Source organism: Priestia sp. GS2 (genome assembly GCF_036409025.1).
Lineage (GTDB): Bacteria > Bacillota > Bacilli > Bacillales > Bacillaceae_H > Priestia > Priestia aryabhattai_A.
Window position 1 is genome coordinate 3,179,069 of the sequence record NZ_JAZGJX010000001.1, and the last position, 23,543, is coordinate 3,202,611.

At 37.1% G+C, this 23,543-nt stretch carries 28 protein-coding genes; 11 read left to right on the forward strand and 17 right to left on the reverse strand.

Annotation, left to right across the window (positions count from 1 at the left end):
- The first annotated feature begins 124 nt into the window (after nt 1-124).
- Nucleotides 125-499: a YtxH domain-containing protein gene (locus V2145_RS16090; protein WP_131888519.1), complete on the forward strand. Its 375-nt coding sequence runs from the start codon at nt 125-127 to the stop codon at nt 497-499.
- 131 nt (nt 500-630) lie between these two features.
- On the forward strand, nt 631-1,230 hold the full coding sequence (locus tag V2145_RS16095; protein WP_131888520.1) for an HTH-type transcriptional regulator Hpr: 600 nt from the start codon (nt 631-633) through the stop codon (nt 1,228-1,230).
- Nucleotides 1,231-1,233: 3 nt separating this feature from the next.
- Here the strand turns inward: V2145_RS16095 and V2145_RS16100 are convergent, their stop codons facing one another.
- The gene (locus V2145_RS16100) at nt 1,234-1,578 is read right to left on the reverse strand and encodes a DUF1878 family protein (RefSeq protein WP_094912702.1); all 345 of its coding nucleotides are present in this window, start codon (nt 1,576-1,578) and stop codon (nt 1,234-1,236) included.
- A gap of 311 nt (nt 1,579-1,889) precedes the next feature.
- Here V2145_RS16100 and V2145_RS16105 point away from each other — a divergent pair, with 311 nt between their 5' ends.
- Nucleotides 1,890-2,069, forward strand: a complete 180-nt coding sequence (locus V2145_RS16105; protein ID WP_094912701.1) for a hypothetical protein — start codon at nt 1,890-1,892, stop codon at nt 2,067-2,069.
- A gap of 38 nt (nt 2,070-2,107) precedes the next feature.
- Here the strand turns inward: V2145_RS16105 and V2145_RS16110 are convergent, their stop codons facing one another.
- Together V2145_RS16110 and V2145_RS16115 are read right to left on the reverse strand one after the other, a co-directional pair.
- The gene (locus tag V2145_RS16110; RefSeq protein WP_094912700.1) at nt 2,108-2,197 is read right to left on the reverse strand and encodes a YjcZ family sporulation protein; all 90 of its coding nucleotides are present in this window, start codon (nt 2,195-2,197) and stop codon (nt 2,108-2,110) included.
- Between the two features lie 40 nt (nt 2,198-2,237).
- Nucleotides 2,238-2,330, reverse strand: a complete 93-nt coding sequence (locus V2145_RS16115) for a YjcZ family sporulation protein (RefSeq protein ID WP_094912699.1) — start codon at nt 2,328-2,330, stop codon at nt 2,238-2,240.
- Between the two features lie 266 nt (nt 2,331-2,596).
- Between V2145_RS16115 and V2145_RS16120 the strand changes: the two genes are divergently transcribed.
- Nucleotides 2,597-3,490 (forward strand): peptidylprolyl isomerase, encoded by an 894-nt coding sequence (locus tag V2145_RS16120; protein WP_094912698.1) that lies wholly within the window; start codon nt 2,597-2,599, stop codon nt 3,488-3,490.
- A 57-nt stretch (nt 3,491-3,547) separates the two neighbouring features.
- Here the strand turns inward: V2145_RS16120 and V2145_RS16125 are convergent, their stop codons facing one another.
- The 4 genes from V2145_RS16125 to V2145_RS16140 form a co-directional block, all read right to left on the reverse strand.
- Nucleotides 3,548-3,730 carry a sporulation YhaL family protein gene (locus V2145_RS16125; RefSeq protein ID WP_094912697.1) on the reverse strand — a complete coding sequence of 61 codons (183 nt, stop codon included), beginning with the start codon at nt 3,728-3,730 and terminating at the stop codon, nt 3,548-3,550.
- A 70-nt stretch (nt 3,731-3,800) separates the two neighbouring features.
- On the reverse strand, nt 3,801-4,742 hold the full coding sequence (gene yhaM / locus V2145_RS16130; RefSeq protein ID WP_094912696.1) for a 3'-5' exoribonuclease YhaM: 942 nt from the start codon (nt 4,740-4,742) through the stop codon (nt 3,801-3,803).
- Between the two features lie 147 nt (nt 4,743-4,889).
- On the reverse strand, nt 4,890-6,137 hold the full coding sequence (locus V2145_RS16135) for an ABC transporter permease (protein WP_094912695.1): 1,248 nt from the start codon (nt 6,135-6,137) through the stop codon (nt 4,890-4,892).
- Nucleotides 6,130-7,029, reverse strand: a complete 900-nt coding sequence (locus V2145_RS16140; protein WP_094912694.1) for an ABC transporter ATP-binding protein — start codon at nt 7,027-7,029, stop codon at nt 6,130-6,132. The genes V2145_RS16135 and V2145_RS16140 overlap by 8 nt, the downstream gene beginning before the upstream one ends.
- Before the next feature lie 298 nt (nt 7,030-7,327).
- Between V2145_RS16140 and V2145_RS16145 the strand changes: the two genes are divergently transcribed.
- Nucleotides 7,328-7,513: a YhzD family protein gene (locus V2145_RS16145; RefSeq protein ID WP_094912693.1), complete on the forward strand. Its 186-nt coding sequence runs from the start codon at nt 7,328-7,330 to the stop codon at nt 7,511-7,513.
- Nucleotides 7,514-7,556: 43 nt separating this feature from the next.
- Here the strand turns inward: V2145_RS16145 and V2145_RS16150 are convergent, their stop codons facing one another.
- The 10 genes from V2145_RS16150 to V2145_RS16195 form a co-directional block, all read right to left on the reverse strand.
- A complete protein-coding gene (locus tag V2145_RS16150) occupies nt 7,557-7,829 on the reverse strand; it encodes an HU family DNA-binding protein (protein WP_025907794.1) in 273 nt (90 codons plus the stop codon).
- A 114-nt stretch (nt 7,830-7,943) separates the two neighbouring features.
- Nucleotides 7,944-8,747: an enoyl-CoA hydratase gene (locus tag V2145_RS16155; protein WP_094912692.1), complete on the reverse strand. Its 804-nt coding sequence runs from the start codon at nt 8,745-8,747 to the stop codon at nt 7,944-7,946.
- 6 nt (nt 8,748-8,753) lie between these two features.
- Nucleotides 8,754-10,373, reverse strand: coding sequence for a long-chain fatty acid--CoA ligase (locus tag V2145_RS16160; RefSeq protein ID WP_131888523.1), 1,620 nt, complete (start codon nt 10,371-10,373; stop codon nt 8,754-8,756).
- A 134-nt stretch (nt 10,374-10,507) separates the two neighbouring features.
- Nucleotides 10,508-12,004, reverse strand: coding sequence for a coproporphyrinogen III oxidase (locus V2145_RS16165; RefSeq protein WP_330988006.1), 1,497 nt, complete (start codon nt 12,002-12,004; stop codon nt 10,508-10,510).
- A 271-nt stretch (nt 12,005-12,275) separates the two neighbouring features.
- Complete coding sequence (locus tag V2145_RS16170; RefSeq protein ID WP_094912689.1) at nt 12,276-13,154, reverse strand: Cof-type HAD-IIB family hydrolase; 879 nt, start codon at nt 13,152-13,154, stop codon at nt 12,276-12,278.
- Between the two features lie 131 nt (nt 13,155-13,285).
- Nucleotides 13,286-13,990 (reverse strand): hypothetical protein, encoded by a 705-nt coding sequence (locus V2145_RS16175; RefSeq protein ID WP_094912688.1) that lies wholly within the window; start codon nt 13,988-13,990, stop codon nt 13,286-13,288.
- The gene (locus tag V2145_RS16180; protein ID WP_094912687.1) at nt 13,983-14,861 is read right to left on the reverse strand and encodes an ABC transporter ATP-binding protein; all 879 of its coding nucleotides are present in this window, start codon (nt 14,859-14,861) and stop codon (nt 13,983-13,985) included. Before V2145_RS16180 ends, V2145_RS16175 begins: the two co-directional genes overlap by 8 nt.
- 2 nt (nt 14,862-14,863) lie before the next feature.
- Nucleotides 14,864-15,226 carry a GntR family transcriptional regulator gene (locus V2145_RS16185; protein WP_094912686.1) on the reverse strand — a complete coding sequence of 121 codons (363 nt, stop codon included), beginning with the start codon at nt 15,224-15,226 and terminating at the stop codon, nt 14,864-14,866.
- Between the two features lie 364 nt (nt 15,227-15,590).
- Nucleotides 15,591-15,935 carry a YlbF family regulator gene (locus V2145_RS16190; RefSeq protein WP_094912685.1) on the reverse strand — a complete coding sequence of 115 codons (345 nt, stop codon included), beginning with the start codon at nt 15,933-15,935 and terminating at the stop codon, nt 15,591-15,593.
- 162 nt (nt 15,936-16,097) lie between these two features.
- Nucleotides 16,098-17,231: a DUF445 domain-containing protein gene (locus tag V2145_RS16195; RefSeq protein ID WP_131888528.1), complete on the reverse strand. Its 1,134-nt coding sequence runs from the start codon at nt 17,229-17,231 to the stop codon at nt 16,098-16,100.
- A gap of 103 nt (nt 17,232-17,334) precedes the next feature.
- Here V2145_RS16195 and V2145_RS16200 point away from each other — a divergent pair, with 103 nt between their 5' ends.
- From V2145_RS16200 to V2145_RS16225, 6 genes are all read left to right on the forward strand, one after another.
- On the forward strand, nt 17,335-18,669 hold the full coding sequence (locus V2145_RS16200) for a YheC/YheD family endospore coat-associated protein (protein WP_131888529.1): 1,335 nt from the start codon (nt 17,335-17,337) through the stop codon (nt 18,667-18,669).
- An 18-nt stretch (nt 18,670-18,687) separates the two neighbouring features.
- Nucleotides 18,688-19,770, forward strand: a complete 1,083-nt coding sequence (locus V2145_RS16205; protein ID WP_131888530.1) for a YheC/YheD family endospore coat-associated protein — start codon at nt 18,688-18,690, stop codon at nt 19,768-19,770.
- A gap of 4 nt (nt 19,771-19,774) precedes the next feature.
- Complete coding sequence (locus V2145_RS16210) at nt 19,775-21,133, forward strand: YheC/YheD family endospore coat-associated protein (RefSeq protein WP_222582597.1); 1,359 nt, start codon at nt 19,775-19,777, stop codon at nt 21,131-21,133.
- Nucleotides 21,130-22,287 carry a YheC/YheD family endospore coat-associated protein gene (locus V2145_RS16215; RefSeq protein WP_222582596.1) on the forward strand — a complete coding sequence of 386 codons (1,158 nt, stop codon included), beginning with the start codon at nt 21,130-21,132 and terminating at the stop codon, nt 22,285-22,287. The genes V2145_RS16210 and V2145_RS16215 overlap by 4 nt, the downstream gene beginning before the upstream one ends.
- 74 nt (nt 22,288-22,361) lie before the next feature.
- On the forward strand, nt 22,362-22,574 hold the full coding sequence (locus V2145_RS16220) for a DUF5342 family protein (RefSeq protein ID WP_094912679.1): 213 nt from the start codon (nt 22,362-22,364) through the stop codon (nt 22,572-22,574).
- Between the two features lie 31 nt (nt 22,575-22,605).
- Complete coding sequence (locus tag V2145_RS16225) at nt 22,606-23,502, forward strand: PucR family transcriptional regulator (RefSeq protein WP_094912678.1); 897 nt, start codon at nt 22,606-22,608, stop codon at nt 23,500-23,502.
- The last annotated feature ends 41 nt before the right edge of the window (nt 23,503-23,543 follow it).

A 23,543-nucleotide genomic window follows, 5' to 3' on the forward strand; every position in this document is an offset into this window, starting at 1 on the left:
ATTTAGCAGGTTTATTTCTTAACGGTTAGGAAACATAATACAATATAAACTCTTTCACTTATACAAAGACTATGCCATTGAACCACCTTGTTTATTAACAGAAATAATATATAGGAGTGATTTTATGAAACGTACTACTTCACTTGTTACAGGCATCGCGGCTGGGAGCATTGCCGCAGCCGCTGCAACACTTTTATTAGCCCCAACCTCAGGTAAAATATTACGCCAACGTATTGCAGAAGAAAGTCATCAAGTAAAAGAAACAACAGAAGACATCTCTGGAAAGATTAAGCACCTTAAAGCGCAGATTCAAACGACTGCTCAAGATGGAAATACTATAGTGAAAAATATCGCAAAAGACCTTTCAAAAACGCTTAACGAATTTCAAAAAGACATTCGTCCACACCAGCAGTCCATCCAATCACACTTAAACGAAATTGAAGACTCACTTTCACACCTAGAAAAGCACATACAAACAGCTAAATCTGAAGCAAAATAAAGGAGGTTTTTCACCTCCTTTATTTAATTTTTTAAAATTTCGTAAATTTACATCTTTATAATTTTTTATTTTATTGGCATAATAGAAGATAAATAAAAAAAAGCAATTGCGCTAAAGTAGGTGGGGAGAAAATGAAAAAGACAAGTGATCAAGTATACGATTTAAAAGAAGCACTCTTATTTAGCCAACGTATTGCCCAATTAAGCAAAGCACTGTGGAAGACCGTAGAAAAAGATTGGCAGCAGTGGATTAAGCCCTATGACTTAAATATTAACGAGCATCATATTCTATGGATTTCGTATCATTTAAACGGGGCATCAATTTCAGAGATTGCAAAGTTTGGCGTAATGCATGTTTCAACAGCGTTTAATTTTTCTAAAAAGTTAGAAGAAAGAGGATTGTTGGAATTTTCAAAAAAAGAAACCGATAAACGCAACACTTACATTCAATTAACGCAAAAAGGCGAAGATATTTTACTAGCTTTAATGGAAAGCTACAAGCCATCCGAAAACTCTGTATTTAATGGTGCTCTTCCTCTTCGAAACTTGTATGGCAAATTTCCAGAGTTTATGGAACTAATGACCGTAATTCGTAAAATTTACGGAGAAGACTTCATGGATATTTTCGAACGCTCATTTCATCACATTGAAGAAGAGTTCGTTGATAACGATGGCAAATTAGAAAAAAAAGAAAAAATCGTGACTGATCAAAAAGAAAGCATTTCTAATTAAGAACTAGTCACGAATCCATTGCACGATATTAAAAAGCTCTGTCATTACGTCTTGATACGAGCTTTGATTCACCAAAGACTCGATTGTTTCTTGCGGGTCCAGCTTATAATTAAGCATTCCAACAAATTGTGTAAGAAGCGGAACGAAGTCAGTTAAGCCTTCCGCTTTTTGCTCAATGTACACCTCTTTAATTTCTTCGCATAGAAGTAAAACATCTTCTACTTCTCTTCTCGTCAGCTCTTCTTTAACAACGAGCTCAATAAATGGCTTTGCTTCTTGTTCAGGCGTTCCAGCTAGCAGTTTTATGTAATATTCTAAACGTGACACTTTAGATTCTAAAGTTTCCATCCTTTACTCTACTCCTTCACCGTTCATGTCCCTACTTCATATTGTACATGATTCGTACACTTTCTTCCAAATAATTCTTTATGTCAAAACGCATTTAACGCCCTTTTCTTTATTTCGCAAGGACATTTCGATACTCCCTTATTTTCGACAGTTCTTCTGCAATTTAAAGGAAGTTTTAGCGAATCTCTATCTATTTTCCTTATTTTTTGGTAATGTTAATATTGACATTACTCGCTAGATATTATTTTTATCATTAGATAAACTACGTATAGTCCAAATAATTGACGTCGATTTTAGGGGGGTTCTACTTTATGTACATATTCTTTATACCGTTTGCTTTATTCATTTTATTTTACATTAATACACTAACAAATACATTATGTCTACAAAAAGAAATTCCGGAAGAGAGACAGCCGAAGGTATTTCGTACAATTAATATTTTGATTACAATTTTATTGATCTCCTCCTATGTTGAGGTATTATTCACATAAAACGCGGTGAACTCAGTCACCGCGTTTTACTTTACTCTTTAGTATGCTAAGCCATAGCCGATGATTACTAGTAAAATAAACAGGACTACAATTAAAGCAAAGCCGTTTCCATATCCATGTTTACCCATTTGTTTCTTCCTCCTTCATCTCCTATAGTCTCTGGTGTTATTAGTAGTAACAAGCACATCCGATAATTACTAATAAAATAAATAACACAACTAATAACGCAAAACCGTTTCCATATCCATATCCATTACTCATAATATGAGCACCTCCTTCGTTTACTAATACTGCATGTTATGCATGAACACTCCAAAGCGTCTAGGCGTTTATCACGATTTTGTTAATTATTTCTGTATTTGTTACTTGCAAAACGAGTTTTATGATGGGAAATAATTACTTTTTATTCTTGTTTTCACTTTATTTCCATATTCGTTTCGTTAAATTTGAGAAATATGGTATAGTAAAACGTATGAGTGAACTATCATTACACTTTATGTGAAAACAAAGAGTAGGAGTGTGTACATATGAAAAAAAGCTTAATTGCGCTATCAACTGCTGCAAGCATCGTGGCATTATCAGCTTGTAGTAGCGATGCTTCAGAATCAAAAGGTGACTCAGCAAAAGTAATTGTTGAAACTGATGCAGGAAACGTTACTCAAGGTGAACTATATGAGGAAATGAAGAATTTAATTGGTCAAGACCAATTCAATACTTTAGTGCGCAATGTAGTAGATGAAAAAGTACTTAGCGAAAAATATAAAATTACTGATAAAGAACTTGATCAAGAGTTAGACAACCTTCGTGAACAATACGGAGATCAAATTGACCAAGCTATTGAGCAAAACGGTGAAGATTCCGTAAAGGACATGCTTAAAGTTGATCTTTTACGTGACAAAGTAGCAACAGCTGATATTAAAGTATCAGAAAAGGAATTAAAGGAAGCATATGAAGCAAAAAAACCTGAAATTAAAGCTAGTCACATTCTAGTTGAAGATGAAAAAACAGCAAAAGAAGTAAAAGCCAAGCTTGATAAAGGCGAAGATTTTGCGAAATTAGCGAAGGAATATTCAACTGATACAGGTTCTGCTGAAAAAGGTGGAGACCTTGGATATTTTGGTGCTGGGGAAATGGTAGAAGCGTTTGAAACTGCTGCTTATAAGCTTAAAAAAGGCGAAATTAGTGAACCAGTTAAATCAGATTACGGCTACCACATTATTAAATTGGAAGATAAAAAGAAATTGGCTTCTTTTGAGGACATGAAAGCTGACTTGGAACAAGAAATCAAACGTTCAAAAGTTGACCAAGCTAAGCTTGAAGAAAAGCTTTTAAAAGAGCTTGAAGATGCAAATGTGAATGTAAAAGATAAAAAAGTTGAGCCTGCGTTTGAAAAAGCAGATAACGCAAATTCTCAGGGTTAATAAATTAATTCAAAAAAAGGACCGTTCGAAGGAACGGCCCTTTTTTTATTTATGCGCTTAGATTGAATTTCCTTCACGGCGCTCTTTTTCTACATTCATCCGGTCAATAAAAATCTGACCTTCCTTTTCAATAAATGACTCATCAATTTGCTTTTCTTGCTGTGCAGAGCGAATGGCCATAAATCCACTAAAAAAGATACCTGCTACAACTAAATAAATCCAAATCGGTAATGTTACCATCTCTTCATCCTCCACATCCGTTATTTACAACCACTATATGTACAAGTTGTCTCGGATATGACTGATAAATTTATTCGGCTGTTGGTTTATAAAAAGATCGATTATCTAATGCAAAGATACGCTCTGTATACTCACCTGGCTTTGTTTTGTCTAAAGCTCGATCTAACATATTCATTTTAGCATCAACGTTATCAATTAAATGTAACATTTCTGCTTCTTTAATAAGGGGCTTTTTAGGGCTCCCCCACTCTTCTTTCCCGTGATGAGATAAAACCATATGCTGAAGAAGCATAACTTCTTCGCCCTCAATGCCTAATTCTTCAGCAGTTTTCCCAATTTCATTCACCATAATTGATATATGCCCCAATAAGTTTCCTTGAACTGTATATGTTGTTGAAACAGGTCCAGAAAGCTCAAATACTTTCCCTAGATCATGTAAAATAACCCCAGAGTATAATAAATCTCGATTTAACGATGGATATAAGTCAGCAAACGCTTTAGCAAGCTTAAGCATCGAGACAACGTGATAAGCTAAACCTGAAACAAACTCATGATGATTTTTCGTTGCCGCTGGATATTCTAAGAACTCCGACTGATACTTATTTAATAAATGACGAGTCATGCGTTGAATATTAGAATTTTTCATTTCAAAGATGCTTTGCGTAATATATTCAACCATCTCTTCACGAGATAACGGTGCTACTTCTAGAAAGTCAGAAACTCGAACTCCATCTTGCGGCTGTGCGGGGCGAATATTACGCACCTTCAACTGGTTTCTACCGCGATAGTTCATTACTTCCCCTGCAACCTTTACGATTTTTTCTGCAGCATACGTTTCTTCGTCTTCAGGAGATACATCCCATAACTTCGCTTCAATATCGCCTGTTTTATCTTGTAAGATCACTGTCAAAAACGGCTTTCCGTTACTTGCGATTCCTCTTGTTGACGATTTTATTAAAAAGTATAAATCCACTTGTTCGCCTACTTCATGCTGGCCGATTCCTTTTGCCATATCAGTTCCTCCTTACGTTACGCGTCTGTTCTCGCTGTAACCTGTCATTCCTTTACATTTATTTTAACACCATCACTTCGTTAATGCACGACTCGAACAAAAAAGGCATGAACTCCATTACGCTATGAGCTCATGCCTTTTCTATTGTTATTTCTTTATAGATTCTTTCTTTGTTAGCTGAAGTGCTTTTTTAATATCTTTAAACGATGAAGATTTTCCGTACATTAAAACGCCACCTCGATAAACTCGAGCACCAAACACAGCTAACAAGCCGATTGTCGCAACGAGTAAGCCAATGGAAAGCGCAATTTCCCATGCAGGCACTGTTAGCATTCCAACGCGTAAAAACATGATCATCGGCGCAAAAAACGGAATAAATGACGTGATGGTAATAAATGATGCATCAGGCTTTCCTAAACCGAACATAGCAATCATAAATGCCGCTACAATAACAAGCGTCATTGGCGTAATCATTTGCTGTACATCTTCAATACGGCTAACCAGAGAGCCTAAAAACGCAGCTAGCGTTGCAAATAAGAGATAGCCTAAGATGAAGAAAATGAAAGCATACACAAACGTCTGAATCGGTACATCTGAAAATCCTAGGAATTCAGAGAGTTCGCTGGAACTTCCTTGTAAAGACGTATAGCCAACCGCAGCAATAATTGTAAACTGAGTCAAGCTTAGCAGCGCGATCCCTGCAATTTTTGCAAACATTTGCTTTACGGGTGAAACGCTGGATACAAGAATTTCCATCACTCTTGATGACTTTTCAGTCGCAACTTCCATCGCAATCATGCTGCCGTACATAATAACGGAGAAATAAATAACGAACAGTAAGACGTACACAAGTCCCCTAGCTTGATTCAGCTCTTCCTCTGTTTTCGCATTATCCACTAACGCTTCTTTTTCAAATGCAACGGGACTATAAATCTCTTCAATCTGCTGAGGATCTAAATCAACTTTCTGAGTAGCATAAGCAACTTTCATTTGTTGAAGACCTTGTTGTAATGAAGTCACAACTGCAGATTCTGCTAAAGAATTGGACTTGTAAACACCTTGTGGTAACTCTTCACTATTAATTGATAGCTGAATATACCCTTCAATCTCTTCGTCCTTGACCTGTTTCTTCGCTTCTGACTCCGACTTAATTTCTTTTAGCGCTAAATCTTCATCAATGAGTTTCATATTTTCCTTGAATGCGCTGTACGTCTCTTCGGATTCACTCAGAACTCCCACAGTCGTTTGCTCGTCATTATCAAATGCTTTAATAATTGTATCTAAGTTCGTAATTCCTAATAAAAGCAGGACTGTAATGGCAGTCGTAATGATAAACGATTTTGTCTTAAGCTTGTTTAAGTACGTATGCGCTACGATGATCCAAAATTTATTCATAAGAAGCACCTACCTTTTCAATGAAAATATCATTTAGAGAAGGCTCTTCTACAATAAATTTTCGCACAAACGAAAAGTCATTCAGCTCTTTAAAAATGGCTTGGGACACGCCTTCATTCTCAATTTGCAGATTAACACCTTCAACCGTTTGTTTCATTTTGACAACTCCATCAACAGCTTCTAAGCGTTCAAATGGACCTTCTCCATGTACAATAACATTCTTCTTACCAAAAGAACGTTTAATGTCTCCTAGCTTACCGTGTACAACAGGTCGACCATGGTGCATGATGCATAAATGCTCACAAAGTTCTTCCACGTGTTCCATACGGTGGCTTGAAAAGACGATTGTTGTTCCTCTCTCTTTTAAGTCAATAACCGCTGACTTAAGAAGCTCAACATTCACCGGATCCAGTCCGCTAAACGGTTCATCTAAAATCAGAAGTTCTGGACGGTGAATAACTGACGCGATGAACTGAATTTTTTGTTGATTTCCTTTTGATAGTTCTTCTACCTTTTTATTCGCATAGTCAGGTACGTTAAAACGCTTCAACCAATAATCCATTTCTGTTAAAATAGCATTCTTGTTCATCCCTCTTAGTTTACCAAGATAAACAAGCTGATCTCGTACTTTTAATTTCGGGTATAGCCCTCTCTCTTCGGGTAAATAACCCACGATATTACTTGTTTCGTATGTAATTGGTGCATCATTCCACGTAATAATTCCCGCTGATTGTTCAATCAAGCCTAATACCATTCGAAACGTTGTTGTTTTTCCTGCACCATTAGCTCCTAAAAATCCAAATATCTCACCTTTTGGAATATGTAACGATAAATTGTTTACGGCTGTAAATGAGCCGTATTGCTTTGACACATCCGTCAATAACAGAGACATGTTTCTCCTCCTTTTAATAAAGTCATGCTCTAACTATCTCGTGAAACAACAATCTTGTATTCACCAAAGAAACAAACTAATAGAAATGAGCAAAACGTTTCACAAAATTGGATTTGCGTGATTTCATTTTTTACTAACCGGTATAACTTTGGCTACATGCTGAAAGAATCACTCAGTTAGACCTACTACTCATTGTATGGAAATTTTATGTAGTTGTAAACCGAAGCAGGAATTTTCAATATAAAATTCGAATTTTAATAAAATGAACTGATATTCATTTTCTAAAGGAGAGGTCTTCATGACAATGTATACGCTAACAGTCTTTGAAAAAGACGGAGAAAAATTATTGGATGAAACGTTTGAAGCTGCAAGTGAACAGGATGCAAAAGAAATTGGAATGAACAAATTAACGGATTTAAATTACCATGAAAAAACGCACCGATGCGTACAGGCTAACGGGAAACTTGTATTATTTCATCGTTAAAATAAAAAAGCGCGGTTTCTAATAAGAAACCACGCTTTTTTATTTACTTTACAGCTTCTTTTAGTTCTTTACCTGCTTTAAATGCTGGTACTTTAGAAGCTGGGATTTGCATTTCTTCACCAGTTTGTGGGTTGCGTCCTGTACGAGCTGCACGCTCACGAACTTCAAATGTACCAAAACCGATAAGCTGAATTTTTTCACCTTGACCTAATGTTGTAGAAATTGTGTCTAATAGTGCATCTACTGCTTTTGATGCGTCTGCTTTTGTTAATTCCGATTTTGAAGCTACTGCATTTACTAAATCTGTTTTATTCATCTTTCAATCACCTCATTAATTTCTATTATTATCTTTTGATACCACTGATGCTAATTTTTTAAACATGCTCTATCTACATGATAGACAAAAACACTTGCTTTTAAACTAGTTCACTTAATTTTCGGAAATATCTTTTGAACGCTGATTAAACACCGGCAAACGTTTCGCCAAAAATGCTTCAATCCCCTCTTGATGATCATCACTTTGGCTCATTCTAAACTGACTTCTTTTCTCTAACTGTAATACAGTCTTCAGCTCTTCAATTGACGTTTCAACGAAAATTCGTTTCGTCTCTTTTAAAGCAAGCGCTGGCTTTTTGAGCCAGTATGAAACATAATCTTCTACATGCTTCGCCAAATCTCCTTCTTTTACTTCATCAATTATCCCAATTTCATACGCTTTTTCTGCTGATAGCGTTTCGCCCTGCCAAATAAGCTGTTTTGCGCGGTGATTACCGAGACGTTTTGCTAGTAAGAAGTGGCCTCCTCCATCTGGAATAAGCCCAATTCCAATAAAATTCATAGCAATCTTCGCATCTCTTTGCGCAATCACATAATCACTCGCTAGCGCAATGCTAAGCCCTAAGCCAGCTGCTGCTCCGTGAATAGCGCTGATGGTAAGCTGCGGAAGGGCATATAACCTTACCGTCACTTCATTGATTAAATCCATTACTTTATTAAACGAATCCGCTCTGTTTGGATCTAGCATCATTTTGATATCGCCACCTGCTGAAAATACGTTTCCTTTCCCCTGTAAGACGACAATATCAGTTTGACTCTCTTCCACTTCTTTTAAGCATTGAACAAGCTGCTGCAGCACTTCTACATTAAGCGCATTTAATGATTCTGGTCGATTTAAAGATAAAATAGCTACACGTTCTTTCACTTCTAATTCAACAACTTTTAAATTTACAGTCATCTTCCTTCACCCTTTCAATTCATAGCGTTCTAGTACTTGTTCACGAAGTGCTCGTTTTAGAAATTTGCCCACGGTTGTTTTCGGAATTTCGTCCATAAAAATCACATCATCCGGAAGCCACCACTTCGCAAATTGTGGCTCAAGGAAGGTGATGATATCTTCTTTAGTTACTTGTGCTGCATATCCTTCCTTTAAAACAACACAAGCTACTGGACGTTCCTGCCATTTTTCATGGGGCACAGCAATAACTGATGCTTCAAAGACCCCTTCATGCCCCATCAGTGCATTCTCAATGTCCACTGATGAAATCCATTCTCCACCACTTTTAATTAAATCTTTTGTACGGTCAACAATTTTAATAAAACCTTCTTCATCAACCGTAACCACGTCTCCTGTATATAGCCAGCCATCTCTAAACGCTTCGCTCGTACGTTCATCTTCGTAGTATTCCGAAGCAATCCAAGGCCCTCTGAGCAAGAGCTCTCCCATTTCATTACCATCCCAAGCTACTTCTCCGGTCTGACCGATTACTTTCATTTCAACTCCAGGAACAAGAAACCCCTGCTTAGCCTTTAATGCTAACCTCTCAGGAGCAGACTTCTCTTCTTGATAGCTCTTTAACCTAGATATCGTGACAAGCGGACTGGTTTCTGTCATACCGTACGCATGCATAAAGGGAATATTAAACTTTTCTTCAAAGCGTTGAATAACGCTCGGTGGTGCCGCAGATCCTCCACATAAAAACGCACGCACATGACTGGTATCATATTCGCCTTTTTCAAGCTCTTGCAGTAAACCTAACCATATTGTTGGTACTCCAGCTGCAATCGTTACTTTTTCGTTTTGAATCATCTCCGCTAAGATAGCCGGAGTAAAAAAAGCTCCTGGCATTACCAGCGTTGTGCCAAGCCACACAGCAGCAAACGGTAAGCCCCATGCATTAACGTGGAACATCGGAACTACCGGCATAGCAATATCAGCTTCAGACAGCTCTGCACCATCTCTTAATCCGAGTGCCATGCAGTGCAAATAAATGCCTCGATGTGAATAAACAACTCCTTTTGGCTTACCTGTAGTAGCGGAAGTGTAGCAGATTCCTGCGGGCTCTTCTTCTTGAATATCTGAAAGAAAAGCAAACGTTTCGTCTCCTCGCTTCAGCAGCTCTTCATAATGATAAATTGGCTTTACACTACTTTCAGGCAGCGAGTGTTCGTCAGACATAATAATATAGGCTTCTACGTGAGGTAGTTCTTGGTGGATTTTTTCAAAGAGCGGTAAAAAGCACTCATCAATCAAAAGTACTTTATCTTTTGCATGGTTAATGACATAAATGATTTGCTGAGGATCTAAGCGAATATTAATGGTGTGCAGTACAGCACCAATTCCTGGAATTGCAAAATAAGCTTCTAAATGGCGATGATGATTCCAAGCAAACGTTCCAACACGGTCACCTCGTTCTACTCCCAGCTCTATTAGCATGGAAGAGAGTTTTCGCGTTCTTTTTCCCGTTTCCTCATAGGTAAAACGCTCCATCCCTTTTGTGGATCTTGAAACAACCTGCTTTTTCTTAAAAAACGTCTCCGCTCGCTCCATCATTGAAGGAATCGTTAATTGTACATTCATCATTGGACAGCACCTCACTCTTTTTTAGAAAACGCTTGCAACAGATTATATATTCAATCGTCTTCGACATATTTCCTTCTCTTTATGCAAATTAAAAACTGCCATGTATTTTCGGAATAAATACATGGCAGTTTCTATTAAACATTGAATAAATCAGTTAACAACTTAATTTTTTCTTCTGTATAGTGCTTAAACCCATCATTGTATGACTTAGGATCTTTCGGATTAGCAAAACGCGTAATCACACCTGTCTTTGGATGAACAAATTTACTAGAAGCTCCGCACCCTAATCCAATAATCGTCTGTTTCTCTTCCATAATCATAATATTATAGATGCTCTCTTGACCTGGAAATGCATAGCCGACATTTTCAAGATTACCTAAAATATTTTTTTGACGATACAAATAGTAAGGCTTGTAGCCATTTTCTTTTGTCCACTCTGTTGCCATATCCATCATCTTGCTGATTTCATAACGATCAGCCACTTTATATTTACGCTTATTTTGCGTCATTTCAGATGCACGCTTAAAAGAAAGCGTATGAACCGTCAATGATTCAGGCAACAGCTTCTTTGATTCTTTTAACGTATGTGCAAACTCCGTTACACCTTCATTTGGTAACCCAATAATCAAATCCATATTAATATTGTTCATGTTCATTTCACGAGATAAATGGAATTTTTCAATCGTCTCTTCAACCGTATGATGGCGTCCGATCGCTTTTAACGTCTCTTGCGTATACGACTGCGGGTTGACGCTAATGCGGTCAATATTCCATTTTTGCAGCACTTTTAACTTATCAGCTGTAATGGTATCAGGACGACCTGCTTCCACCGTAATTTCACGAATGTTTTTTACATTAGGAAAGGATTCATACATTTCTTCATACAGCATGTCCATTTCTTCAGCAGTAATGCTTGTCGGTGTTCCTCCACCGTAATAAACGGTTGTAATTTTAATATTGTGTTCTTTTAACCATTTTCCAATTTCTCGCATTTCGTAGTGAAGGCCGCCTAGAAATGAATTTACCGAACCTTGGCGCCCGTTAATTGCATACGCGGGAAACGTGCAGTATGCGCATTTTGTCGGACAAAAAGGAATGCCAATATAGATACTAACTTCATTAGCTAACTCATGAAGATCCGGAACAGCAGCTAGTTGGCGATCAACAATATCCTGCATCAGTTGAATTTTATCGTCCGTAATTAAATACTGCTCTTTCAACTCCTGATGAGCTTCCTTTTTTGTTTTTCCAGCTTGAAGCTTCATATGAAGAAGCTTTGTTGGACGAATTCCCGTTAGAACTCCCCACTTTTGTACGATATTCGTATACTCTTGGAGCACAGCTAAGAAGGCGCGAAGGACAACATTTTTCACTTGCTTAAACTGTTCTTTTTCAGCTAAACCTATTAAGTTTGGCTTTGATAGTTCTTCTGTATATACTTTATCGTCGTCTCGAGCCTCTAAGGAAATATGTGCTGAAATCTGCTCATTGACAGTTAGTGTAAACGTAATTTGTAAGTCTTCTTGATTTGGAGTAAAAGAAACATCGCTCTCTTCAAAGAATAAATCCGAAATGAGCTGAAGCGGTCGAAGAAACCGTTCGTCTTCTAACCCTTTAACATATATTTTCACGATAATCACCTTTCAATTTTAAACATAGATAAGCTTATATCAGTTTACAGAACATCAATGACTCGGTCAATTGCTGCTGAATTAAAAAACGGATTATGCCTTTTCTAAGATGTTTAGGTTATAATAACAAGTCCATTCCATCATGCTTCAAACACTAGTTCTCTAAAATAGCTTATCAACCAACAAAAAATCCGAACTATAAAAGAGTTGTTAACTCTCAATAGTTCGGATTGATGATTCCCTGAAATACTTTTGCCCTAGCCTCTATGCCTTAGTTTAGTTTAGTCCCATCAAGTTGATTCAAGTAACCTAATCGCTGCTGTTTTCTAAACAGCTCTTTAATCATATATGCCACTCCGTTTTCATTGTTTGACCTTGTAACCCAATCAGCCAGCATTTTAAGATCGGTTGGTGAATGTCCCATCGCTACACCCATACCGGCTTGCTCAATCATTTCCACGTCATCATAACAATTGCCGATTGAAACGACATCTTCCATTGGAATTCCTAGTCGACTTGCAACATAGCGAATACCCGATGCTTTATTCGCTCCTTTTGGCGTAATGTAGCACCGATTTTCGTTAGGATAAGAAAACCATTCAATATCCTTTACCGCAGATGCAATGGTCTGTTCTGCATATTCCTTTTCTCTTTTATCTGCAAAATACACTTCTATCTTTGGAGTCGATACTGGCTCATCCCTTAACGTATCTCCCAATGAGTCTACAAACTGAACAGGATAAAAGAGCGGCTCCCCTGTTTTTAACATCGTTTTAGCAACGATATTATTTGGAAGCTTTACACGATTACCAATTGAAAAGCGTTCATGTAAAATTCGAATATGACAGTTAAAGTTCTCTAACAGCTGAATAAGATTAAACGTTTTTTCCTCGCTTAATCTTCGGTCTAATACGGGTTTATCAACCGAAGAAGCAATAAATCCACCACTGTGTGTAATGAGCATTGTTGGATGAATTTTTAAGCTCCTTGCAATTTTTCGAGCAGATGGAAAGTGGCGATTCGTTACGAGCGTAACATAGACGCCTTTATTTTTAACGAACTGAATTGCTTCTTTCGTTTCTTTTGTCACACGGCCTTGACTATTTAAAATGGTACCATCAATATTTAACGCTAGTAATCGATATGTCATTGTTAAATCCCTTCCTTCTCAGATGTCTCTCAGATTATTACCACGTTAGAACGTTGGTATTTATTTTAAAAAAACTTGATAATTAGTTATATGAGCATATGACAGTAATTAGAAGGGATTAAAATGTGATTTTATCGTACGTTATATGAGATTGTTGATGCTTTTCTGAGCAATAGCCATGTCGGTATAACCGTTAAAACAGCCAGTACCAATATTATACCGAGGTTAGGGGTGACTTGAAACGAATCGTTTATTGTGACAAACAGTTCAACAAGCCAGTCTCTTGTAGTTGAAAATAAAAGCAGTCCAAATAAAAAAGCAATAGCAATTGCCCCTCCAATTAAGCCTGTGCGGTAAAAGATGCTTCCTAATAAAAGCCCCGCTGATAACAAGAAGAAACAAAGAATGGAGTCAAATAAAAGTTGGTTGTACCAAGTAGGATTCATAGTAGTAGCTTCAATAGTACTAAAAATTTTAACTTGTGTAGATGTGATATCAACGACCAGACGAAATAGTTCATTTACAAAAGCCTGAATAATAGATATTCCAATCGCTAACAACATGTTAAATAAAAAAACGCTTGTTAAAAAGCTTTTTCGAGTCATGCCCATTTTAATACAAAAAGGCAGCGACTCTTTTACCATTACAAATCCTGCAATTCCACAGAAAATAAGAATCGGTAAGCTCGGTGACACGACCATAACAGAAGTATCAGCAGCCATCGTAATTGTTAAAATAGCCAAGATACTTCCAATAAAGATGCTCCAAAAGATTAAAATCGACGAGCGGTGGTCAAGAAATAAATAATATAGCATTGCTTTTATATCTTTAAACATAAAGCTTTCCACTCCTTTTATCTTCTGTGAGATAAACCATTAATTGTTGAACGTTAATAGATTCAATCGTTAAACCATGCTCACGTACTTCACTAGGATTATGGGATTCACCATATAACACAGCAGATTTTTTCCCTACAAGAGTCGATTCATAAATCACGTTCTGGTTTTTAATAAAAGCATCAACTACTTCTTCTTTCCCGCTAATATGAAGAGCTTTATTCATCATATTTTCCGCTGTTTCATGCAGCAGCTTCTTGCCTTTTTGAATAACCACTACTTCTTCAAATAAATTACTTACTTCATCAATTAAATGTGTAGATAAAATAATTGTTCGAGGTTTCTCCTCGTACGCTTCCAAAATCAAATCGTAAAACAAATAGCGTGCTGACGCATCTAATCCAATATATGGCTCGTCAAAAATGGTAAGCGGTGCTTGACTAGCTAAACCAATCGTGATGCCTAAAGCAGATTCCATTCCTTTTGATAAGCCTTTAGTACTCATTTTCCCTTCAAGATTAAAACGTGTTAATAAATCATTCGCAATATCTTGTGACCAGTTTGGATAAACAAGAGATGCCACTTTTAAAACATCTTTAATTTTAAGCTTTTTTTTAAAGTTGTTATTCTCACTAATGAAACAAATATTCTTCAAAACCTCTCGATTTTCAAAAGGTGATAGCCCCTCAACTTTCACCTGACCATCAGTTGGTGTGATGTGTCCTGCTAGCATCTGCATAAGCGTGGTTTTTCCTGCTCCGTTCCTTCCCAGCAAACCATAAATTTTATTAGCTTCCAGCTGTAAACTTAAATTACTTAAAGCCGTTTTCTCCCCAAACGTTTTTGTAACGTGTTCAACCGCAATATTCAACCTTATTCCTCCCTCTTTAATAAAGACTGTAGTTCCTCAAGCTGGATTCCTAGCTTTTCAGCTTCTTGCTTTAAGGGGACGATGTATTGATCAAAAAATGCCTTTTTTCTTTTTTCTAAAATAATACTCCTAGCTCCATCTGCTACAAACATCCCTACGCCCCTCTTCTTAAACAAAATTTCTTGGTCAACAAGCTGATTAACTCCTTTAGCAGCAGTGGCTGGATTAATTTGATAGTACTTGGCAAACTCATTCGTAGAAGGAACACGGTCACCTTCTTGAATGGATCCATCCAATATACTGGTTTCAACCTGCTCTGCAATCTGCTGGAAAATCGGCAGATCCTCTCTTAATTTAAAATCCATACGACCACCTTCTAAGTTCTTTGGTTAGTTACTTATGTAACTAACTATATAACATATGTATTTATTTGTAAATAAGTTACTGTTATTTTTTTGAAATTTAAGCGCGGACATAATCAGGCATAGAGATAGTGAGGACTTCTCCTATGACAGAAATCCATAATTAAAATGAAAGATGTATGACTCCTGCAGGAATAGCGAGGCTGCTCAAGGTCTCTCGGGAACGTAGTGACAAGAAGATTCAGTGCCCGTCTCGTGGAGACCAAACAATCCGGAGTAGAAATTGCCCTTTTTGCATGTGTTCCTTCTGTACAAAAAAAGCGACTAGAACTAAAATTAGTCCTAACCGCTTTTATCACTTAAGCTATTATTCAGCGTATAACTCTTCTAATGGCTTCATGATAATTTTGTTTAATTCACCAATTACCATGCTCATACGTTGCTCAGCTTCCATTAACTTCGCGATATTTTCATCTTGTTGAACGATCGCTACTGTTTGCTGTGCTCGTTGAACTTCTTCCTCCGTGATTTCTTGACCCGTCATTTGCTTTTGCTGTAATTCCATTTGTAATGTACGAAAGCGCTCAAATAATTGCTTTGAACCTTCGTCATTGTTTACAGCCGCATACAAGCTTTTTAGGTTTGTATAATCGTCGCTTTGACGAATGGCTCTTTCTAATTCATTTGCTACATCGTACAAGTTTACAGACATATAAACGTCCTCCTAAATTTTTTTACTATAATCATCTTCCCAACTACTATAACAAATTATGGCGAGAAATTCAGCTTAAGACCTTTATTTCTCAAAATCCATCAAATAAAGTAAAACCCCAAATAAGGAGTAAGCCCATTCTTTCTTTCGTTTGGTCAATATCTAGACAAGAAACAGAGCAATAATGCCTTGAACCACTCCAATTATCCCTCCAAGTAAAGCTCCTAGATACGTGATCATCTTAAATTCGCGCTTTGAAATCCCTAAAATTAATTCCTCAATGCGCTCGACTGAAAACGACTCTACCTGTTCACGAACAATATCTTCTAACTTGAGCTGGCTCATTAATGAATCAATGCGCCCTACTAAAAAATCACCTGCTTTTTCAACAGCGACTGGCACAACCTTTTGCACATACGAATGAGCAGGTGCTACAAGCTCAGAAACAGGCTTTTCAAATAAGCTTTCTACCGATACAGTACGATCAACAATATTCTGAATACCCTCTAATACTGTCTCTCTTCCGATAAACGCTTCTGCCTCATCTACCGTCTTTTCTTGCAGCTTCTTCCACTCTTTTTCAATTAGACTTTCAAATAATTCACTCGTTCCTTCATGCTTAAAGAATTTAATAATCTCTGGTTGAACCTTATCAATGACCTTTGCATTTCCAAGAAACATTTGAATCATGTTTCCAAGCATTCCCTTTTTCATTAAAAAGTCATCAATCATACGTTCTAAGCGCTGTTTCCCCTCTTCGCTTTCAAAATAATCAACCGCTTTTTCACAAATTTGTTTGGCGATAACAGGAATAACTTGCTCGACCTTTTGCTTTGTACCCTTACTTAATAAAGAAGAAAGCGATTGACCTGATTTGCTCATCATAAATTCAATATACTTCTTTTCTACAAGCTTACGAATAGCCTTATTTGTCTTATCTTGAGCGTCTTTAATCCCGATAGCATCAAGCAGTTCAGTTAACGTTTGCTTCGTTGTAAATACCTTTTTAAGCCCGTCATTTGCCATTCCTAACAAGATTTGATGAAAGGCTGGATCTTTTAACTTTCTTTTTAAGCTTTCCGGTGTTAATAAGTGATCAACCACCGTTTTTCCAAGCTGAACAGCAAGTTCATCTCGTCTTTTTGGGATAAGTCCAGGAGTAAATGGAATCCTTTTCCCAAATATATACTTGGCTTCGTATGGATGAAACAACATTTTAATAGCTAAGTGGTTCGTAACACCACCGATGACTGCCCCAATAACAGCCATAATAATAATTGTAATAAACTGTTCCATTATTTTCTTCGACCTTTCTGTTACAAATTCTCTCACATATTCTCTTTGCAAGTCATAGGATATATCAGCATTCGCCTATAAAATCAAAAATGAGGACGTATTTATGAACCCTCCATGCGTAACGATTAAAGCATCTCAGTCAAAGCTGGGTAAAAATCAGGTTTACATGAGTCATGGACTTTGCCAAAAACTTAGCTGTGATACTCATATTACCATCACATTCGGTCGTATGCACAAAGAAGTGAGTATTATACCATTTAAAAGCTCTGATTACTGTATTATGTGTTGTAAAACTCTTTTACAAGAATGGGGACTATTTGAAGATGAAATCGTTTTGCGATTTTCTTCTCCATCTAAGGATGAACTATTAATTGGTCCAGTTATTTGTGTCGTCACGGAAATTAAGTCTTCGCTAGATCTTTTTGGCAGTATAACAACTTTCTGTGAAGAGTTTGCCTCTCTTAGCGATTCGGAAAACTGCTTCTTTTATGTGAGTACACTGGATGACTTACTGAAAGGAACGAAAAAAGGTTATACGTTCCAACGTAATTCTTGGATACTTCAAGATGTACCTCTGCCAAATGTCATTCATAACCGAATCCACAATCGAAAAACGGAGAATACGGTTAAGTTTCAAGAACTTACTATTCAAGCAATGGACAATGAAATTCCCTTTTTTAACGCTCATTACTTAAACAAGTGGAAGGTGTTTGAACGCTTGTCGCAAACAGTCCACTTAAACACCTATTTACCGGATACGTATCAACTGCGGTCTAAGCAAGATCTATTAGATGCACTGTCATCCTACCAAACCATTTTTCTAAAACCTATACACGGTAGCCAAGGTAAACACATTTTTAAAATCGCACAAGTCGACGCTCAATATCAACTTGATTATACTACGGTTGGCCATGAGTTTAAAAAAGAATACGATTCCCCGCATGACATATTTGAAACTCTCTTTCACACGTTAAAAAAACAAGGGTTTATCATCCAAGAAGGAATTAACCTTCAAACGTATAAGGGGTGCCCCTTTGACTTTCGTATTCTTTGTCACAAACAGTCTCATGCAAAATGGAACGTAACATCGATTGTAACACGAGTTTCACAAAAAGGATTCTTTGTCTCAAACGTTGCACGAGGAGGGGAAATTTATTCACCAAAACATATACTCACTTCATTATATGATGAACATACCGCTAAACATATCATCGCTTTATTAAAAGAGATTGCGCTTGAAATTTGTGTTAACTTACCATTCCAAGATGAAACTTATGCCGAGTTTGGCATTGACTTAGCTATCGATGCTAACGGGCAGCCTTGGATTATCGAAGTAAATACAAAGCCTTCTAAACAAAGTGACGAAGCCTCTCAAACGATTCGTCCATCCACTAAAGCACTTATGAATTATTGCCTTTTTATTACACGTTTTCATTAAGATGAGGAGGTCTTTCTTATGATTTCATTAGGTTTTATTACCATTCATCCCGAGCAGGAAGTAGAATATGCAACCAACCTTGCAAAGTATGCGGCTGCGTACAATATTGATTTTTATCGATTTACGCCCTTTCAACTTCAGCCGGTATCACAGAAAATTACGGGCTATAAATATAATTCAGAAACAAACGAATGGCAATATGATACATTCTCTCTTCCTATGTTTATTTATGATCGCTGCTTTTATCGCGGAGATTCCCTCTCTAAAAAAGCTATACCCATTGTCAACTGGCTGAAACAAAATCCAACGATTACGTTCCTTGGATACGGGCTACCGAATAAATGGGATGTTTATACAGAGCTCATAAAAGATGATAATATTTCTCCTTATCTTCCTTCAACAACGAAAATTACGGCTGAAGAGCAAGTAACGCAGCTGTTACGCTTACACGATGCCATTATTCTAAAACCTATTGCGGGTGCACAAGGAAAAGGAATTGTTAAGCTTGTTCAACGCTTTCGAATTATTGAAGCATCCTTTTATTCCAAAAAAGGTCTTCAAACAAAGCAGTTCACACAGCTAGCAGATTTTCATGCTTGGCTGTTTAACATTATGCAAAATGGAACGTATCTTGCTCAGCCTTTCATTCCGCTCTTATCGCTTCAATACTCTCCTCTTGATGTGCGCGTTTTATTACAAAAAGATAAGAGAGGAAATTGGCACGAAATTGGAAGAGGCGTTCGAAAAGGAAAAGAAGACTCATTTATTACAAATATTAGCTACGGTGCTTCTATTTCACCATTTGAGGAGTTGATGAAGCGACTTCCTCCTCATAAAGCTACATTTATCGCAGATGAAATAAGCAGCTTATGTAACCGAATACCGCTTGCACTAGAAGCTCAGCTTCCCTCTCTTTTTGAACTTGGCTTAGATATTTGTATTTCTAGAGACTATAGCATTTGGCTGCTTGATTTAAATTCAAAACCTGGAAGAAAAACAATTATTGAAACCACTCCAGAATCCACTGAAGAGATGTATGAAAATGTGATGGCCTATTGCTCATATTTAGCTACTTTACCTTCATCTCAGCATAAGGAGTAGAAAAATGACTAACTTACTTTTTCAATTAAAGGTGTTACCGGAACAAGAGGATGTACTGTATGTACCATCCTCTCTTTATCATCATAAATTAGATACTATTTATTTCGGTACGTTTTCTTCTACTTGTCAGATTTATGAAGCCCCTGAAGCTGTGAATGAAATCAAAATTTCACAAAACCTGCTGGGTTTATTGCATCTTTCGACTCATCATGATGTTCATATCTATACCGATGAGCATAGCATCTATATCGGTCCATTAATCGGCGTATTATCCGCAGGGTTTACAGGCTCTTTGCTACGTCCAATTGGAAAACGCTCTTTACTGTTTGCTAAGCTTTTGTCTACAGCTTCAATGACTGGAGGCATTCCTTTTTTATTTGGCATTCATCATATTAAGTGGGATTCTGGCACAATCTTAGGTTATTTTTATACATCAAGCGGTTGGGAGCAACGAGAAGTTCCTCTTCCAAATGTCATTTATAACCGATTACCCAATCGAAAAACAGAAAGTCTTGATGCCTTTAAAATGATTAAAGAAAAATTAGCCGATGAATATCAAATTCCGCTCTTTAACCCTAACTTCTTTAACAAGTGGACGGTTCATACCCTTCTACAAAAGGATGAAGCAGTTAAAGGATTCTTGCCGTACACCATTGATGCGCCAAGCTTAGATCAGTTGTCTCGAATGGTAGAAAACTACGGTTCAATCTATTTGAAACCCAAAAATGGAAGTTTAGGCCGTGGTATTTATACGCTTTCCTATTGTTCTGGTCAGAACGTTTATCAGCTTTGCTTTAAAGAAGAAAGCTTAATAAAAAAAACACATACTTCGCTAGCCATCTTAGTTGATGAGGTATTTAAAACAAATGAGAGAGAGCACTATATTGCACAGCAAGCCATTCCACTATTAAAAAAAGATAACCGAATTGTCGATTTCCGAGTTCATACCAATAAAAACTTAAACAATCAATGGGAATTATCTGCTGTTGCAGCAAAAATAAGTGGTGGAGAAACAGTCACGACACACATGACAAATGGAGGGGAAATCGAACCCTTACAGCGCGTTTTTACGAATCCAGAAACAAGAAAGAAAATACAGAAGCTATTGGAAAGTACCGCTCTGCTCATCAGCTTAGCATTAGATCATCAGGTGGAAGGACTTATTGGTGAAATTGGATTCGACTTCGGGGTTGATACGAGAGGAAACATATGGATGTTTGAAGCCAACTCCAAGCCAGGTCGATCTATTTTTTCACATCCATCTCTACGAAAAGAAGATCAATATACAAGAAAGCTTGCGTTGGAATATGCCATTTTCTTGTCAAAGCAAGCTATTTTATCCCTTGAGGCTTCACGTCCATGATTACCGTTTATTATAGTGAAACAGACGATACTTGGTACCACCAAGAATTACATTCCTCCTATGTGTGGGGTACACAAGGTGTTGAGCTTCCGGTTAAGCTTGACCCTACTAAAGCTTCCTTTCGCTTGCGAACTAGAGGAAGTAAAGCAGGCCCTATAATTGGAATTATTACGAGCAACGCTGTTTTAAATACCCTGAACCAGAAGCAACACCTTCTCTTTAAAGAAATTCATCAAGCTTTACAACAAACTGGAGGAATACTTGTTTTATTTTCTCCTGAACAGTTTCACAAACATTACGTATATGGAAGTTATTTTGAGGAAATAAGCGATCAGTGGTGCCACGCTACGTTTCCTCTTCCTGATTTTATCTATAATCGCTTTCCAAATCGCTTTACTGAGCATAAAAAACTTAAAATATTACTTTCTCAAAGCAAGCAGCTTCGGATTCCACTCTTTAACACCAGCTTTTTTTCCAAGTGGGAGACATATGAGCTATTATCAAAAAACCCGACTATACAAAAGCACCTTCCTGATACTCGACTACTTTTATCGCTTGAAGATGTACGTACGATGCTTAAAAACCATCAAAAAGTGTACTTAAAACCAATTCACGGTAGCAAAGGGAAAGGAATTTTCACCTTAACATCTCATCACGATGGAAGCATTCAATATGAAAGTTCTCATCAAAAAAAGACCTACCTTTCTCTTGAACATGTGCCTATCCCTACCCGCTCTTATCTTGTTCAAGAAACGATTGACACCGATACTCTTCAAGACATGCGCTATGACCTCCGCATACTAGCTAATCGCTTTAAAAAACGATACATTATCAGTGGAATTGGAGTGAGACAAAGCGAGCGTCAAACCGTAACCACTCACACATTAAATGGGGGAATTATTAAATCTATTGAAGAGCTCTCTTATGATATAGACCATTCTTTTTTAACATCTCTAGTAGATGCATGTGGTCAGCAACTTCATCAGCACTTTCAATTTGTTGGAGAATTTTCACTTGATATTGGAAGAACAAAAGCCGGTGATTATTACATCTTTGAAATCAACGCCAAGCCGATGGTCTTTGATGAACCTCACATCCGATCCGTTGGTATCAAGCATCTGGTAAGGTTATTTTATAAATTAACGAATTTTTAAAATAATTGCTTTCCATTTCCTCTTCTCATGATAAGCTTATTAAAAAGCGGTGAAAATGAGAAAGGGGATTTTTTATGATTACACATTTCCGAATCAAGCCTTTGTATCACCAAAAAGAAATGCCGGGATGGTTCATCTCCTTTTATATAAGTGGTACTTATTACGAAGCAGACTATTTAAAGACCGGGGAAGTTCAGTTTAAACATCCACTCTCTCCAAACATTAATCGAGAAGAAGTCATTTCTCTTATTCATGAACTAATGTTATTTCACGTCTATCAAGACTAGTTAAAAGTAAAGAGTAGAAAGGAGTTTCATGATGGAGCAGCTAAAAAACATCTTTGGCAATAAACTACTATATTCAGATGTTCCCTACCAATTCCACCGATACAAATGGTTTCGAAGCGATGAATATCATTTTATTGGAATCGAGCAAGACGCGCTTTCTGAGAAAGAACTTGCTCTACTCTCAGCATTTCTTATTCCTTACGAACCAATGACCGCCACGCTCTCAGCGGAACAATCGTATTGGTATCAGCTACTATTCGAAGATAAGCCTACAGTAATAAATAAATTGGATAAATTCAAGCTGATTCGTTTTACTTATTTTTCAATTAAACGTTTGTTTGAACAGCGCACAGAGTTTGAAGATGCTCTTTCATCCATGTATGCGACTCCCATTACAATCTTATGGGACAACTTACAAAGCGGTGTAATTATTGAAAAAGTAGTGGATTCATCAGAGTTAACAAGAGATTTACAGGATAGCGTAACGATTTTATCACATGATTTTGAAAGTGATATGCAATTTTTTGAAGGCCAACTTCACTCTTTTCCTTTTTCACCCTCTCATGCTTTTCACATGGAAAAAAGCTGGTTTGAACAAGTTCAAAAAGTGTTTGAAAAAGAAAAAGTGATTAAGCTTTCAACAACGCTCCCATATTGGTTGATTAAAGAGATGTCTCCCGCTGCCAAGGAACAAATGAATACTATTTTATCGTTAATAAAAGATGACGAGACTTTACTTAACACTGTTAAATGTTATTTAGAATGCAATCTTAACGTATCGCTTGCGGCAAAGAAACTATATATGCATCGCAACAGTCTGCAGTATCGCATCGATAAGTTTATTGACCGAACCGATCTAGATATTAAAAATTTTCAAGGAGCTGTTTCAGCCTACCTTGCCATATTAGCAGCCGAGTCGCTGAATTAATAAAATGAAAAGGTTTTCGTAAACATGCACGAAAACCTTTT